9 protein-coding genes are annotated in these 15,721 nt (G+C 67.7%); 3 read left to right on the top strand and 6 right to left on the bottom strand.

The features are described from left to right. Positions 1-44 precede the first annotated feature (44 nt). Positions 45-1,118, top strand: a complete 1,074-nt coding sequence (locus AC07NN_RS07825) for an alkene reductase (RefSeq protein WP_494639236.1) — start codon at positions 45-47, stop codon at positions 1,116-1,118. 20 nt (positions 1,119-1,138) lie between these two features. Here AC07NN_RS07825 and AC07NN_RS07820 read toward each other — a convergent pair whose 3' ends face one another. Further along, a complete protein-coding gene (locus AC07NN_RS07820; RefSeq protein WP_494639234.1) occupies positions 1,139-2,782 on the bottom strand; it encodes an NAD(P)/FAD-dependent oxidoreductase in 1,644 nt (547 codons plus the stop codon). Between the two features lie 106 nt (positions 2,783-2,888). Between AC07NN_RS07820 and AC07NN_RS07815 the strand changes: the two genes are divergently transcribed. Continuing rightward, positions 2,889-3,353, top strand: a complete 465-nt coding sequence (locus AC07NN_RS07815) for a hypothetical protein (protein ID WP_494639232.1) — start codon at positions 2,889-2,891, stop codon at positions 3,351-3,353. A gap of 4 nt (positions 3,354-3,357) precedes the next feature. On the opposite strand, the gene AC07NN_RS07810 is transcribed toward AC07NN_RS07815, so the two are convergent. Genes AC07NN_RS07810 through AC07NN_RS07790 form a run of 5 tightly spaced genes read right to left on the bottom strand, consistent with a single transcriptional unit; the run spans position 3,358 to position 11,939 of the window. After that, the gene (locus AC07NN_RS07810; RefSeq protein WP_494639230.1) at positions 3,358-4,590 is read right to left on the bottom strand and encodes a pectate lyase family protein; all 1,233 of its coding nucleotides are present in this window, start codon (positions 4,588-4,590) and stop codon (positions 3,358-3,360) included. A 12-nt stretch (positions 4,591-4,602) separates the two neighbouring features. Continuing rightward, a complete protein-coding gene (locus AC07NN_RS07805) occupies positions 4,603-7,722 on the bottom strand; it encodes a sugar-binding domain-containing protein (RefSeq protein ID WP_494639228.1) in 3,120 nt (1,039 codons plus the stop codon). A gap of 14 nt (positions 7,723-7,736) precedes the next feature. After that, entirely contained in the window at positions 7,737-8,699 is a 963-nt protein-coding gene (locus AC07NN_RS07800; protein WP_494639226.1) for a pectinesterase family protein, read from the bottom strand. Beyond that, a complete protein-coding gene (locus AC07NN_RS07795; protein ID WP_494639224.1) occupies positions 8,696-11,038 on the bottom strand; it encodes a glycoside hydrolase family 95 protein in 2,343 nt (780 codons plus the stop codon). Before AC07NN_RS07795 ends, AC07NN_RS07800 begins: the two co-directional genes overlap by 4 nt. A 16-nt stretch (positions 11,039-11,054) precedes the next feature. After that, positions 11,055-11,939 (bottom strand): rhamnogalacturonan acetylesterase, encoded by an 885-nt coding sequence (locus AC07NN_RS07790; protein WP_494639222.1) that lies wholly within the window; start codon positions 11,937-11,939, stop codon positions 11,055-11,057. 679 nt (positions 11,940-12,618) lie between these two features. Here AC07NN_RS07790 and AC07NN_RS07785 point away from each other — a divergent pair. After that, complete coding sequence (locus tag AC07NN_RS07785) at positions 12,619-15,720, top strand: TonB-dependent receptor (RefSeq protein ID WP_494639220.1); 3,102 nt, start codon at positions 12,619-12,621, stop codon at positions 15,718-15,720. Position 15,721 lies beyond the last annotated feature (1 nt).

Raw genomic sequence — 15,721 nt, 5'->3', positions numbered from 1 at the left:
CAGACGCCGACGGAGGGTCGGCGCCCCTTTGAGGGACAGTACCCATGCCTACCCTGTTCGACCCGCTGCGCGTCGGCGATCTCGATCTCCCCAACCGCGTCGTCCTGGCGCCGCTGACCCGGCTGCGGGCCGGTTCCACCCATACGCCGAACGCCCTGATGGCCGAGTACTACGCTCAGCGCGCCTCGGCGGGCCTGCTGATCACCGAGGGCGTGCCCGTCACCCCACAAGGCGTCGGCTATGCTGGGGTGCCCGGCATCTGGTCGAAGGACCAAGTCGAGGCCTGGAAGCAGGTGACCAAGGCCGTGCACGACAAGGGCGGCCGCATCTTCATGCAGATCTGGCACGTCGGCCGCATCTCAGACCCCGAGCACCTGAACGGCGAACTGCCGGTCGGTCCCAGCGCCATCGCGGCCAAGGGCCATGTCAGCCTACTGCGCCCCGAGCGCCCCTACCCGACCCCGCGCGCCCTCACGACCGAGGAAGTCGCCGGCGTGGTCGAGGCCTTCCGCCAAGGCGCCCAGAACGCCAAGGACGCCGGCTTCGACGGCGTGCAGATCCACGGCGCCAATGGCTATCTGCTAGACCAGTTCCTGCAGGACGGCTCCAACCAACGCACCGACCAGTACGGCGGTCCGATCGAGAACCGCGCCCGCCTGCTGCTGGAAGTCACCGACGCCGTGGTTTCGGTGTTCGGCGCCGGCCGCGTCGGCGTCCACCTGGCGCCGCGCGCCGATAGCCACGGCATCAGCGACAGCGACCTGCCGGCCACCTTCGGCTATGTCGCCAAGGCCCTGGGCGAACGCAAGATCGCCTTCATCTCGACCCGCGAGCACGAAGCCGCCGACAGCCTGGGACCGGCGCTGAAAGCCGCGTTCGGTGGCGTCTACTTCGCCAACGAGAAGTTCGACCTGGCCAGCGCCAACGCCGCCATCGCGGCCGGCAAGGCCGACGCGGTCATGTTCGGCAAGGCCTACATCGCCAACCCGGACCTGGTGGAGCGCCTGCGGAAGGGCGCGCCGCTCAACGCGCCGGTCCCGGCCACCTTCTACGCCCCTGGCGCCGAGGGCTACACGGACTATCCGACGCTGGAGCAAACGCTCCAAGCTGCCGAATAGGCGCCCCGCCCCGCGACGGCCTAGGCTGTTGCGGGGATCAGCCCCTCGGCGACATAGGCCTGCGCCACGGCCTCGGCGACCTTGATGCCATCCACCGCCGCCGAGAGGATCCCGCCGGCATAGCCCGCGCCCTCGCCGGCCGGAAACAGACCGGCGGTGTTGAGGCTCTGGAAATCCTTGCCGCGCGTGATCCGGATCGGCGAGGAGGTCCGGGTCTCGACGCCGGTCAGCAGCACGTCGGGATGATCGTAGCCGGCGATCTGACGGCCGAACACCGGCAGCGCCTCGCGCATAGCCTCGATCACGAAGTCCGGCAGACAGGCCGACAGGTCCGTCAGGGTGACGCCCGGCTTGTAGGACGGGACGACCTCGCCCAGCTCGGCCGACGGCTGTCCGGCCATGAAGTCGCCGACCTTCTGGCCCGGCGCCTGGTAGGTCGAGCCGCCCGCCACATAGGCCAGGCTCTCCCACTTGCGCTGGAACTCGATGCCGGCCAGCGGATGGCCCGGATAGTCGCGCTCGGGATCGATGCCGACCACGAAGCCGGAATTGGCGTTCCGCTCGTTGCGCGAATACTGGCTCATGCCGTTGGTGACGACGCGGCCGGGCTCGGACGTCGCCGCCACTACCGTGCCCCCCGGGCACATGCAGAAGCTGTAGACGGTCCGGCCGTTCTTGCAGTGGTGCGACAGGCTGTAGTCGGCCGCGCCCAGGTCGGGGTGACCGGCGCAGGTCCCGAAGCGCGCCTTGTCCATCCACGACTGCGGATGCTCGATGCGCACGCCGATCGAGAACGCCTTGGCCTCGATGTGGACGCCGCGCGCGTGGAGCACCTCGAAGGTGTCGCGGGCGCTGTGGCCCAGAGCCATGACCACATGCGTGGCCGGCAGGTAGTCCTCGCCGGCGATATGCAGGCCCTTCAGCCGGCGCGAACCGTCCGCGCCGACCTCGATGTCGAAGTCCTCGACCTTGTGCTGCCAGCGATACTCGCCGCCCAGGCTCTCGATGAGCGCGCGCATCTGCTCGACCATGTGCACCAGGCGGAAGGTGCCGATGTGCGGGTGGGCCTCGGTCAGGATCTCCTCGGGCGCGCCGGCCGCGACGAACTCCTCCAGCACCTTGCGGCCCAGGAAGCGCGGATCCTTGATCTGGCTGTAAAGCTTGCCGTCCGAGAAGGTCCCCGCCCCGCCCTCGCCGAACTGGACGTTGGACTCAGGGTTCAGTTCGCTCTTGCGCCACAGGCCCCAGGTGTCCTTGGTCCGCTCGCGCACGACCTTGCCGCGGTCGACGATGATCGGCTTGAGGCCCATCTGGGCCAGGATCAGACCGGCGAACAGGCCGCAGGGGCCAGCGCCGATGACGACCGGGCGCGGGCCGTCGAAACCTTCCGGCGCTCTCACCACGAACTTGTATTCGGTGTCGGGCCTGACGCGGACGTGGTGATCACCCGCGAACTTGGCCAGGACGGCAGCCTCGTCGCGCAGTTCGACGTCGACGGAATAGACCATCAGGATCGCCGCCTTGCGGCGCGCATCGTGGGCGCGGCGGGCGACCACGTGGCTCAGCAGGTCGTCAGGCGCGATCCCGAGACGGTCGACAATGGCGGGCGCCATGGCCTCCGGCGGGTGGCCGAGCGGCAGCTTCAGTTCCGAAATACGCAGCATAGGGCGCGTCTTAGCCGGAAGACGGCCGATACGCCATCCGCTCGGCATTGCGGTCGCCGCAAGCGTCACTAGCTAAGCTTGTCACGTAACATCGTTCGGTATGTTCATGCTTGCCCTCATCCTGGCCTCGACCGCCCTCCTGGCCGAGCCGTCGCCTGCGCCCTGGAGCTATTTCGAAGGCAGCTGGAGCTGCGAAGGCGCTTTCCTGCCGTCCAACCGGCCGCTGGCCTCGGACATGGATTTCCAGATCGATCCGCGCAGCGGCGCCTTGGTGAAATCTCACCAGGACCGCGCGCCGAACCGTTTCTCCGCCACCGAGACCTGGGCCCAGGCGCCCGATCGCAAAACCTACCGCGCCGGGATCGCGTCGGGCGGCGGGATGCGCTGGTACCGCTCGGAGGGCTGGAAGGGAGACGAATGGACCTGGTCACGCGTGCGCGACCAGGACGAGCCCGAGGAAGCCTTCGCCTTCATCCGCCAAGACCCGAAGACGATGATCTTCGAGTGGCGGATTTCGCGGAATGGCGCGCCGATGACACCGGGCGACCGCCTCACCTGCAATAGGGTTTAGCGCGTCAGGCCTTCGGATACCCGCCGACCTCCTGCTCGTCGTCGATGACCTTGCCCGCGCCGGCCTTGACCTCGCGGACGATCCGACGATCGACGGCGTCGCGATCCCAGGGCCGTGCACCGGCATTGGCCAGGACGTAAGCCTCGACCTGGCTGGAGGGCATCAGCTTCAGCCCCTCCGGCCAGAACGGCGCCTTGGCCAAGTGCTTGATCTTCGGGAACGGCGTGGTGTTGAGGATCCGCACCGGTGGCATCTCGCTGCCGTCGGCATAGTGGGCCGGGTTGTCGTGGGCGTAGAGCTCGAGATCCCCCTGCCCCTCGACGATCAGGAACGGCAGGTCCGGCCGGGTCGAAGCGCCGCCCTTCACGACATTGCCGGCGATGGCCAGTTGGCCGACGCGCCACTGGTGGCCCACCCATTCGCTGGCGTTCAGGGCGTAGTGCATGCAGCGGGTGCCCGGGTCGTAGACGAAGTTGTTGACCGTCACGGCCTCGACGCCACCCTTGAACAGCTGGTTGCGCTCGCGATTGTGGGCATAGAGGTTGCGGGCGATCAGCACCTCGTAGGCGTTGTCGTGGATCAGGCTGCCCTTGGAGTGCTCGCCCTTCACGTGGCTGGCGTTCGATAGGCCCTCGGCGACGATGTTGTTGCTGATGGTGATCCGGTGCGAGGTGCCGTCACGCCACTTAGCCTGATCCTCGCCGCCATCGAAGCGCGGGCCCGAAGCCGACAGGTTCTCATCGGTCGCCCAACTGGTCGAGCAGTGGTCGATGATGACGTCGTGGGCCCTCCAGCAGGTGATGCCGTCGACTTCCCAGCCGCTCTTGGAGGGCTCGCCATCACGGCCGGCGCGCACGCGGATGTGGCGAACGATGACGTCGTGGCTCTCGATGGCCAGACTGCCCTTGATCAGGGTGATGCCCGGCGACGGCGCGGTCTCGCCGGCGATGGTCAGGAACGGCTCGACGACCTTGATGCTGTGGCGCTTCAGGTCGATCACGCCGCCAACGTCGAAGACGATCGTGCGCGGGCCCTTGGCGGCGACGGCTTCCCGCAACGAGCCCGGGCCGCCGCCTTCCAGCGTCTTGACGCGGATGACCTTGCCGCCGTCGCCACCGGGGGTCTTGGCGGCCCAGCCCAGGCGATCGAAGACCAGCTTGCGCGGAGCGGCGACAACAAGACCGGGGGTGGCGACCAGGGCCGCGCCGGCCAGGAAAGCATCACGTCGAGTGAACATCGGGAAACTCCTCTAGGCGCCGGTCGCCAGCCAGGCGATGGCGTTGGCCAGCCAGCGCTGCTGCAGCGGCTTGGCCATGTCGGGAAGGCGGTGGACCAGCACGCGAGCGCCGTCCTTGCGGGCGATGAAGCTGGCCGCGCCGTTCTTGCGGTCGTGATCTCGGCTGTAGGCGGCGATGACCTCGACGCCTTGGCCGTCCACCACCAGACCGTTCGAAGGTTGGCCTTCGACCTGGTGCAGGACGCTCATGGCCATGTCGGCTGGCAATCCGGCGAAGGTGGCGTGGGTGCGGACGAAGTTCCAGTTGCCCATCCACGGCGCACGCAGCCCGCCGACCTGGCCGGCGTAACTGAACAGACCCAAACCAGCGAGCTGCTTGGCGACGCCGTCGGCGAGCCCGTCTTCCTGGACCATGGCCAGCAGCGGCGTCCCCGCCCTGGCGGCCGCCAGCACCTCCGGCGGCAATTCGCCCAAGACCACGACAGGCTTCTCGCCCTTCTTCGGCTGGACCTCGAGACCGGTCTGCTCGCCCACCTGGCGGCGGACGATCTCGTCGGTCTTCAGGCCCGAGGCGACGATGCCAGCGTAGCGGACGCCCAGCTTTACGTCCTCAACCACGACGTTTGGCAGGGCCGTCAGCTGCTCGCGCAAGCTTTTGGCGATGCCCGAGACGCCGATCTTGACCGGCGTGGCGGATTTCGGCCCGGCGCCTGTGACCCAGATCTCGCGATCGGAAACGACATCGCCGAACGCCACGCGGATGTGATTGAGACCCTCGTGGGTCAAAGCCGGCGTGTGGAAGCTCTCGGCCAGCAGATAGCTCAGTTGGTCCGGCGTCTGGGTCGGCGTCGGCCAGCGACCCAGCTCCTGCGCCACCCCGTCGGGGCCGACCAGGCTCAGCACCACGTCGCCGCCGGCGGCGGCTCCGCTGTCGTTGAAGAACCAGATGTCCAGCTCCGCCGTCTCGCCGGCCGCATAGGCCAGGGCGCGTGGCTTGGCGATCGCCATGACCGGCCGCAGAGCCTGGCTCATCAGGGCCGGATCGGCCTTGAAGCCCCTCAGGTTGTCGACCACGCCCGAGTGGTTCTCGATCGAGGTGCTTTCCCAGCCGGAGACGCAGGCGATGTCGACCGTCTCACCCAGACGGATGTTCTCCAGGTAGTTGCGCCAGGACTCGTAGACCTTGCGGCCGACCGACAGCCACAGCTTCTCGCTGGTCGGGAAGGCCTGCTTGAAACCCCAGCGCTCGATGTAGCTGTTGGTGGTCGCGACCACGTCCTTGTGGTCCTGCAGGTCGTAGCTCTTGCCACCCTTGCTGAGGATCTCGACGACCATGGCCTCGTGGTTGTCGGCCGTGGCGCACCCCTGCATCTCGCCGAACTCGACGATGAAGGGCTTGCCCTTCTGCATGTGGATGTACTCGTCCTTGGACTTGTAGAACTTGTCGTACCACTGGTCGCCCGCGCCCTGGTGCTCGACCCACCAGCCGCCCCACGGCTCGACGTCCGAGCGGTAATAGTGGTCGTTGTACGGCAAATACATCGCCTGGGCCGCGCCGCGCTTGACGAAGCCATCGTTGAGGACGACCGCGCGGCTGGGATCCAGGTCATGCATGGCCTTCAGCACGATCTGCACGTCAGGATTGGCCAGGTTGGCGCCGATCTCGTTCTGCAGGGTGTATTGCACCAGCGACGGCCGCGAGCGGAACGCCCGCACCATGGCCTTGCACTTCTCCAGCATGAAGTCGCGGCTGAACGCGTCGGCGACGGACAGGCTCTCGCCGGCCTTGAGATCGCGTCCGATGGCGTGACGGCCGCCGCCGGGCTCCATCACCCGCAGCAGGCCCATCTCGTCCATCGCGTCGAACACCTCGGGCTTGCCGACGTTGCGATGGAAGTGGAGTGCGTTCAAACCCAGCGCGTGGGCCGAAGTCACTTCGCGCCGCGCGAGCTCAGGCGTCGGCCACATCCCGTTGAAGCCCCAATAGCCCCACGAGATCGCCGAATAGAGCCGCACACGACGACCGTTCAGGCGTAGCAGCGCGTCGGTCCCGACGCCATCGACGCCGAACCAGCGGAAGCCGAACCGGACCTCGCGGGTATCGACGGCCTTCTTGCTCTCGGACCAGCGGAAACGCAGGCGATGCAAGATGGGCGTCTTGAGATCCCAGATCTTCGCGCCCGGCGCGGAGACCGTGAACCGGACGCGCAGGCGGTGCTCGTCCACCGCCTCGACAGCCTCGATCGTGGTCGTGGCGGCGACGGGCGCGCCGGCGTCATCGACCAGCGCGACGGCGGCCTTAGTCTTCAGCTTGTCCACGCCCGCCTTCGGCAGCGGCTTGTCGAGCACCACCTCCATGAAGCCGGTGACCTGACGCGCCTGAGGGGTGTTCAGCACCCACGCGTCGTCGATCCGAGCCTCCATCGGATGGACACTCAGGGTCATGCCGCGATCGAGACCGCCGAAGCCGTGGTCGGCGAACAGCTTCAGCTTGCCCCACATCATGGTCGTGGAGTCGCGCCAGTCGAATCGGCCGCCCGGATTGGTGATGCGGATCGACAGGCGGTTGGCTTCGCCGGGCTTCATGGCGGCGCTGAGATCGCAGTGGACCGGCAGCTCCGACATGATCGAATAGCCGACCAGTTGCTCGTTCAGGAACACCTCGGCCCGCTTGCGCGCGCCGCGGATGTTCAGCATCACCCGCTGGCCCTTGGCCGAGGCGGGAATGTCGATCGTCTTGCTCCACCACGACACGCCCTTGTACGCGCCGTACTTGGGGACGTCGTCGTCCTCGGCGTAGCGGTACTCATCGGGGCCATACGGCCGCGTGCCGAACTGGCCCCAGAGGTGTTGCTCGACCGTGGTCGGCAGAGTCACGCCGATGGCGTCGCTGGTGGCCAGCGCCCCCCAGCCGCCCGTCGGCGGGTTCACCGGCAGTTTGGAGAGCTCGAACGTCCCCGGCAGGTGGATGACATCGTCTTTCCAGGCCGCGCCCTGGTCGATCCAGAGACGCCATCCATCGTCCGGGATGGCTAGCGACGGCTCGGCGGCCAGGCTGGTGGTCGGAGCCAGGCCGGTGGCGGCGGCGACGCCGAGACTGGTAATCAGGAAGCTGCGGCGGTCGATACGCATGGGGTCACTCGGTCTCAAGGTTTCCAGCCGTCGGCGCCGGCCAGGAATTTGCGGCGGTCCCAGGTCTTGGCCTGGTCGTCGGTCAGTTGATGGGTGCGCGGCTCGCGGGTCGTGGGACTCGCCCCCGGACCGGTCGAGGCGTACTCGGCGAAATAGGCGGTGTTCAGCGTCTCGGTCTTGCCCGGCGTCCACTCGCGCCAACCGGCGGGGTCCAGCGGGGCCTCGATGCGCGAGCGCATGAAGATCACCGTGGCCAGCGGCCGCCAGGCGCGACCAAAGAAGATGCCCGTGGCGTCCTTGTCGGCGGTGATCAGGGTGCGGTCGAAGACATAGGCGCTGTCCTGGTCGGGCCGGACCTTGCTCTGGGCCGTGATCATCACGCTCTGATGGGCGATGCCATGGATGTGGCAGCTGTCGAAGAAGGCCTTGGCGTCGCCGAAGATGAAGTCGACGTGGCCCTCGATGTAGCACTCCTTGAAGTACTGCCGGCTGGGCTTGTCCTTCTTCGACGCTGCATAGAGCGTGTCCTGGGCGCCGAGCAGACGGACCTTCTCCAGCACGGCGCGGTCGGCGGTGATGGCCAGGGCCACGGCCTGGGACGGCTGCGGATCCTTCAGGTGGTAGTCGTTCTGGATGGTCAGGTTCTTGGCCCGGAAGCCGTCGCCGCTGACGTTCATCGAGAACGACTTGAAGGTGCCGCCGGCGGTGCGGGCGCCGTCGCTCCAGACGATGACCACATCCTCAGGCTTCTTCCCCTTGCCGATCAGACGGACGTTCGGCTTGGCGACCGTGACCTTCTCCCGGTACTCGCCGGGCGCCAGCTCGATCGTGCCGCCATCGGCCGGCAGGGCTTCGATCGCCGCCGTCAGGGTCCGATAGGAGCCCTTGGGTCCGACCTTGAGCGTCGCGGCGACCGCGACGTTCGTCAGCGCCGTCGCCAGTAGCAGGCCCAGGAAGAGGCGTTTGCCGATCATCATGCTTTCACCAGGGCGCCGCCCCGCACGACGAGGCGCGCGGTCTGGCCTTTCTTGAGGTCGATCTTCAGGGGCGAGCCGGCGTGAACGACCGTGTGGCTGCCGTCCGCCTCGGCGGTCAGCACGGCCTCGGCCAGCTTGCCGCCCGTCCAACGGATGTCGACGCCGACAGCGCCACGCGCCTTGAGGCCGGTGATATGACCAGTCGGCCAGACCGACGGCAGGGCCGGCAGCAGATAGATGTGGTCGTTGCGACTCTGCAGGATCATCTCGGTCATGCCCGAGGTCCCGCCGAAATTGCCGTCGATCTGGAACGGCGGGTGGGCGTCGAACATGTTCGGATAGGTCCGCTCGGGACCCAGCAGCAGCTTCAGCACGCTGTGGGCGTGATCGCCATCGCCCAGCCGCGACCATAGGTTCAGACGCCAGGCGATGGCCCAACCGGTGGCCAGGTCGCCCCGCGTCAACAGCGACTGTTTGGCCGCCGCCGCCAGCTTAGGCGTCGTGTCGATGCTGATCTGGTCGGAGGGGAACAGGCCGTACAGGTGCGAGACGTGGCGGTGGTGGATGTCGTTGGCGTCGGCGTCCCAGTCCTCCTGCCACTCCTGAAGTTGGCCGTCCTTGCCGATCTTGTAGGGCGCCAGCTTCTCACGGGCGGTCTTCAGTTCCTCGACGAAGGCGGTGTCCGCGCCGAGGATGGCCTCGGCCTTCAGGCAGTTGGTGAAGAGGTCGCGGATGATCGCCTGGTCCATGGTCGGACCGGCCACCAGGGACGAGCCATGGCCGTGGCCGTTCTCGGGCGAGATCGAGGGATTGGTGACCAGCACCCCGAACTTCGGATCGACCACCAGGGTGTCGAGGAAGAACCGCGCCGAGCCTTTCATCAGCGGATAGACGCGCTCCAGATAGGCCGGGTCGCGGTTGTAGTCGTAGTGGTCCCAGACGTGCTTGCAGAGCCAGGCGCCGCCCGTCGGCCATACGCCGAACTTGGCGCCGTCGATCGCCCCCGTGGCGCGCCAGAGATCCGTGTTGTGATGGGTGACCCAGCCGCGCGCGCCGTACATGGCCTTGGCCATGCGGGTCCCGGTCTGGGCGATGTCCTGCACCAGGGCGATCAGCGGCTCGACCAGCTCCGAGAGGTTAGTCGGCTCGGCCGGCCAGTAGTTCATCTCGGTGTTGATGTTGATCGTGTACTTGCCGCCCCAGGGCGCAAAGGTCTTGTCGTTCCAGATGCCCTGCAGGTTGGCCGGCTGGCTGCCAGGACGCGAGCAGGCGATCAGCAGGTAGCGGCCGTACTGGTAGTACAGCGCCGCCAGCGACGGGTCATCGGTGGTCGGCGACTGCTTGATCCGCTCGTCGGTCGGCTGCAGGTCGGCGCGGGTGCGGCCGAAGTCGACGCTGACCCGGCGGAACAGGACGCGGTGATCGGCCTGATGATCGGCCAGGATCTTCGCCCAGGGCTTGGCCGACAGCTTGGTCAGCGTGGCCTTGTTCAGCGCGGTCGGATCGCCCGACACGTCGTCGTACTTGCGGTAGCTGGTGGCGGCGGCGATCAGCAGCAGCACCTCGTCAGCGCCAGTCACCGACAGCTTGCCGCCCCGCCCTGTGACCTTGCCGCCTTTGACGCGGACATCGACACGGCATTCGAACTTCAGCTTGGCGTCGATGCCTTGCGAAGGCTCGTTGGCGCCGGCCAGGATCAGCTGAGCGCCTTCAACGGACGAGACCGGCTTGGACTTCAGCGGGCTGGCGAACGAAAGGTCGACACTGATCGCGCCCTTCCTGCTGCCTGTCAGGCGCACCGCGATCACGCCGTCCGGCGCGCTGCCGATCACCTCGCGCAGGTAGCGGACGCCGCCGGCCGTGAAGCCGGTCGTCGTGATGGCGCCGTCCAGGTCGAGGTCGCGGATATAGCCGCTAGGTTCGGCCAGCCCCGGGAAGTCCAGCTTCAAGTCGCCGATCGTCTGGTAGGACATCTGGCGCTTGGGCAGGGCCATGAACTTGGCGTCGGCCAGTTCGGTGGCCTTGGTATACTCGCCGGCGTCGATCAGGCGGCGGATTTCCGGCAGGGCCGCGTTGGATTCCGGATTGATCGGCTCATAGGGGCCACCGGCCCAAAGGGTGTCCTCGTTCAGTTGCAGCCGCTCGGCCGCCACGCCGCCGAACACCATGGCGCCCAGCTTGCCCGAACCGACCGGCAAGGCCTCGACCCATTCCTTGGCAGGCTGGCGATACCAGAGGCGATAAGGCGAGGCCTTGGGCGCGGCGGCTCGCGCCGAAACGCCGGCCAAAGCCGAGGAAGCGCCGAGGACGGCGAGTGTGCACCTGCGGGTCAGGGACATGGCCAAGCCTTGAGACTTACTGGATCAGATAACGGCGCAGGGCCGGGACGGATTTGGCCAACTCGTCGGTGACGATGGCCGAGAAGTAGTCGGCGCCGACGACGCCCAGATGGGTGTAGTCGAACGACAGCTTGGCCTGGCCCATCGGCTCGACAGCGGCGTTGTTCTGCGCGGCGGGCGGCGCGCCCGGAGCGACCGGAACGCCGGTGCTGGCGGCGATGGTCGTACCGGTCTTGGTCGCGGCCTCCAGCACCTCGGTCGACGGCGGACGCTGCGCGAACTTCATGGCCTCGACCGGGCCCATGACCTGGACGGCGGCCTGGCTGCGAGCGTGCAGGTCGATGAGTGGAACCTCGGTCTCGGCGGCGACTTTGCGCACCGCCTCGGCCCACGGTCCCAGGTCGTCCAGCAACTTGCCGTCCTTGAACGAGCGACGGGTCAAAGGCGTCACCAGGATCGGCTTGCCGCCGGCCGCCTTCACCTCATCGACATAGCGCTTCATGTTGACCGGGAATTCGGCGACCAGATCGGTCGAACGGCCCGGCTTGCCCGGCTGGTCGTTGTGGCCGAACTGGATCAGGACGTAGGTGTCGGCGAACCCGCCGGACTTGATCTCGTCCATGGCCAAGGCCCACGAGCCCTCGGCGCGGTAGTTGCCGCTGGAGCGGCCGCCACGCGCCAGGTTGATGCAGGCCGCGAACGACGTGACGTGCCAGCCGCAGAAGCTGGGCCCCCAGCCGCCTTGGACGGCGCTGGTGGAGTCGCCGATCAGCACGATCTTCACCGCCCGGAACTTGGCCGGCGCGGGCTCGGCCACGGCGGGCTGGATGGACGTCTGCGCCTGAACGGCCAGCGGCGTGGTCGCCAGCAGGGCCGCGAGGGTCAGGGCTTTCAGACGCATGGATACACTCCACTGGAAGGAAGATCGGGCGACGCCGGGGTAAGGACCAGCGCCGCCCTAGTTGTCACCTCGGGAGGAGGTGGTCTCGGGGTTCAGGAATTCGCGTTGCGGAACGGTTGCTCCGACACGCCGTACGGGGCGGCGCGGAGCTGGCTTGGGCGCGAATAGAAGGTCGGATCGGCGGGTGCGCTCGAAACGGCGCGGCGCGATGGCGCGAGCATCGGTTTCCTCCCTTCTCCTCAAATCGCGGCCTTGCTGGCCGTTCTTCACCGGATATGTTTGTCACCGGTGTCATTCGAGATAAGCATGTCGGATCGCTTTCAAAAAGCGAAAAGTTACCGGTAACTATTGAAAATGTATGGGGTTTTATTGCCGAAGGGCTGGCGGACTATAACGACGTTTCGGGGCGTCCGATCCGCACAAAAAAGTTCGGGATCGCGCCAAAAGCCCAGCTCTTCATTGATCGAAGGGCCGTTCCCCCGCATCGTCACCGCAAACGAGGACGCCGACGACAATAGGGAGCGCCGGTGTCCTGGACGAAGCGGGCAGAGCTTCGAATCGCGGGGGGAGAAGTTCGGCGTGATCATCCGGCGTGTTCGGCCGTGTATGCGCGCAAGTGGCATGCTTTCAGAGCGTCCCTGGCGAATGCTAGCGACGCGATGTTGATCGACGCCGCCCGATGACCCGTCGCTCGCCGCTCGGCACGGCGGCCGCCCTGGTCGCGCTCCTGGCGGGAGCGCCGGCCCTGGCCGCCCAGCGCCCCGCGATTTTCGTTTTCGACCAACCGAGCCAGCCGCTCGCAGGGGCGCTGTTGGCCGTGTCGGAACGCGCGGGCGCCGTCGTTCTGGCCCCTGCCCCGCTGATCAGCGGGCGGACCGCGCCCGCCTTGCGGGGATCTATGAGTCTGGACGCGGCGCTGCGAACCCTGCTGGCCGGCGCGCCACTGGACTTCCGCATCGGCGCCGATGGCGTGGTGACGATCATTGCCGCGCCCACTAGGCCCCGCTCTCCGTTGCGGATCGCGCCAACGCCGTTGCAGTCGCCTCCGCATATGATCGATGATCTCCCCGCCGAGGTTGATCCCGTCAGCGTCACCGCCATCGCGGGTCCCGATCAGCCGGCCAACCTGAAGCGCCGTACGCCCTCCCCCATCGACATCCTGACCGAGGACGAGATCGCCCGCTCGGGCGCGCTCAGCCTGGGCGACGCCCTGCGCGATCTTCCCGGAACGGCGGCGGTCGCCGACGGTGGCGAGACCCGCCAGGTGGCCATCCGGGGCCTCGCCGGTCGCTTCACCCGGGTGCGGATCAATGGCATGGAAACCCTGGCCACGTTCGGCGGGGCGAACGTGGGCGGCGGCACCAACCGCGGTCGATCCTTCGACTACAACGTCTTCGCCGCCGACCTCTTCCGGCAGATCCGCTTGCAGAAGACTGCCTCGGCCGATGTCGACGAGGGCTCCCTCGGCTCGACGGTCGACATCCGCACCCGCTCGCCATTCGACCTGCGCGACGGCAGCGTGCTGCTCTATGCCGAGCAAACCTACAACAGCCGCGCCGAACGCCTGGCGCCGCGCGGCTCGGTCGTGCTGTCCCGCCGCCTGGCCGACGACCACTTGGGCGTCCTCGTTTCAGCGGCCTACTCCCGGCGCTACGCCGTAGATGCGGGCAGCACCGCCGGGGGCTGGCAGTCAGGAGACGCCCTCTATCCTGGCTTCGGCGCGGTCACTGGCGGAACCCGTCTCGCCGACCTCAACGCCGCCCTGCACGCCCGCATTCCGCGACTGGAACTGATGACCGTCGCCCAGTCACGCCTCGGCCTGACCGGATCGCTCGACTGGCGGCCGACCGACAAGACCCGAGTCTCGCTGGACCTGCTGTATGCGACCCTGGAATCCCGGCGGAACGAGTTCCTGCTTGAGAGTTTCACCTTCCGCACGGCCGGCGCCTGCGGCCCCGCCGCGCCTTCGTCCTGCGGCCTGAACGGCGTCACCGCGACCAACCCGCTGATCAAGACGCTGCGTCCCGGCCTGCCCGTGCTGATCGCCGGAACGTTCGACGGCGTCGATGTGAAGTCCGAGGCCCGCTACGACGAACTGGACACCATCTTCCGGCAAGCCACGCTGTCGGCCACGCATCAATTGCCGAACGGCGTCGAAGCGACCGCCCTGCTCGGCTTTTCGCGCTCGGATTTCAGCAATCCAGTCCAGAACACCCTGCACCTCGACCAGTACGGGGTGAACGGCTACGCCTACGACTTCAGCGACCGCGCGCGACCATTCGTCGGCTATGGCAACGCGATGCTGGACAAGGCGTCGGCCTGGTCGCTCAGCGAGTTCCGCGACGATCCCAACTGGGTCGACAACAGCTTCAAGACCGCCGGCCTGGACTTCCGCGGCGCCGTCGCCGGCCTGGAGTGGCAAGCGGGCGTCCTGCACAAGGACTATCGGACCGAGTCCGTCTCGCTCACCCGTTCGAACGGAACGATCGCCAACCTCAACCCCCTGATCCCTACCGCGCTGGCCCGCGTGCCGGTGGCGAACTACACGCGCCTGGTCGGCGCCGGGACCGACTTCGGCACCGTCTCGCCACCGCGTGAATGGCTGTCGCCCGACGTGGGCCGAGGCCTGTCCTTGCTGCGTGACGCCTGCGCCAGCGCCGGCTGCAACGCCTTCGACCTTGGCCCCGAGCCCGTGGCGGCGACCAACTACGCCATCGGCGAGCGCGATGACGCGGCCTACATCCTGCTGTCCCGCCCTCGCGACACCGAGCGACGCCTGTGGGGCGATGTCGGCGTTCGCCTCGCCCGGACCGTCCAGGAAGCCAGCGGCTCCCAGTTGCAGGCCGACGGCGCGCTGAAGCCTGTGACCTCGCGCCGAACCTATGACGACCTGCTCCCGGCGGCGAACCTGGTCTGGGAGGCCTCGAACGACGTCACCGTCCGCTTCGGCGCGGCCAAGGTCATGGTGCGTCCCGACCTGCGCAGCCTGCGCCCTGGGTTCACGATCTCGACCACCAGCCTGAAGACCGTCTCGGCCGGAGATCCGACTCTGCGCCCGACCCACGCCAGCAATTTCGATGTGGCCGTCGAGGTGTTCGCGCCCAACGGCGGCGCCATCTCGATCGCGGCCTATCACAAGTCGATCGCCTCGATCGTCCAGCAGACCATCACCCTGCCCGCGCGGTTCTCGACCAATCCGTACGGCCTGCCCGACAGCGTCGCGACCCTGGCCTGCGGTGAGGGCGTCGGCTGCGATCCTGCCCTACCGATCTGGCAGTTCGTCCGACCAGCCAACACCGGCAAGGGGCAGTTGAATGGCTTGGAAGTCTCGGGCGCCACGCCGCTAGGCCAACCCGGCTCGCGCCTTGCGCCCTGGCGGCTGCAGGGCTCGGTCGCCTACACCCAGTCGAAGATCCGCTACCGCATGCCCGACGGCGACATCGAGCTGGTCTCGGACGCCCTGGGCGGCCCGCGCGTCGTCGCCAACCTGATCCTGGTCTATGACGGCCGGCGTATCGACGCCCGAGCCAGCGTCAATCATCGCGGACGCTACTATTCGAACATCCCGGCCCTGACCGGCGGCGACGCCGAGGGCCTGGAACCGGTGACGACGGTCGACGCCTCGTTCCGCTACAGGCTGTCGCCGCAGATCACCCTGACGGCCGACGCTTCGAACCTGACCGACTCCGTCGTTCGCCACTTCATCGATCGAAGCGAGATCCCGAACTACCAGCACCGCACCGGACGGGATTTCCGCATCGGGTTGCGCTGGCGCCACTGAG

This window comes from Caulobacter sp. GW821-FHT09H08 (assembly GCF_059415885.1).
This window is presented reverse-complemented; position numbering and strand designations above follow the sequence as displayed.

What these genes read in the sequence shown, in the direction of transcription:
- AC07NN_RS07825 (WP_494639236.1), top strand. Translation starts at nt 45, where the DNA reads ATGCCTACCCTGTTCGACCCGCTGCGCGTCGGCGATCTCGATCTCCCC.
- AC07NN_RS07820 (WP_494639234.1), bottom strand. Translation starts at nt 2,782, where the DNA reads ATGCTGCGTATTTCGGAACTGAAGCTGCCGCTCGGCCACCCGCCGGAG.
- AC07NN_RS07815 (WP_494639232.1), top strand. Translation starts at nt 2,889, where the DNA reads ATGCTTGCCCTCATCCTGGCCTCGACCGCCCTCCTGGCCGAGCCGTCG.
- AC07NN_RS07800 (WP_494639226.1), bottom strand. Translation starts at nt 8,699, where the DNA reads ATGATGATCGGCAAACGCCTCTTCCTGGGCCTGCTACTGGCGACGGCG.
- AC07NN_RS07810 (WP_494639230.1), bottom strand. Translation starts at nt 4,590, where the DNA reads ATGTTCACTCGACGTGATGCTTTCCTGGCCGGCGCGGCCCTGGTCGCC.
- AC07NN_RS07805 (WP_494639228.1), bottom strand. Translation starts at nt 7,722, where the DNA reads ATGCGTATCGACCGCCGCAGCTTCCTGATTACCAGTCTCGGCGTCGCC.
- AC07NN_RS07795 (WP_494639224.1), bottom strand. Translation starts at nt 11,038, where the DNA reads ATGTCCCTGACCCGCAGGTGCACACTCGCCGTCCTCGGCGCTTCCTCG.
- AC07NN_RS07785 (WP_494639220.1), top strand. Translation starts at nt 12,619, where the DNA reads ATGACCCGTCGCTCGCCGCTCGGCACGGCGGCCGCCCTGGTCGCGCTC.
- AC07NN_RS07790 (WP_494639222.1), bottom strand. Translation starts at nt 11,939, where the DNA reads ATGCGTCTGAAAGCCCTGACCCTCGCGGCCCTGCTGGCGACCACGCCG.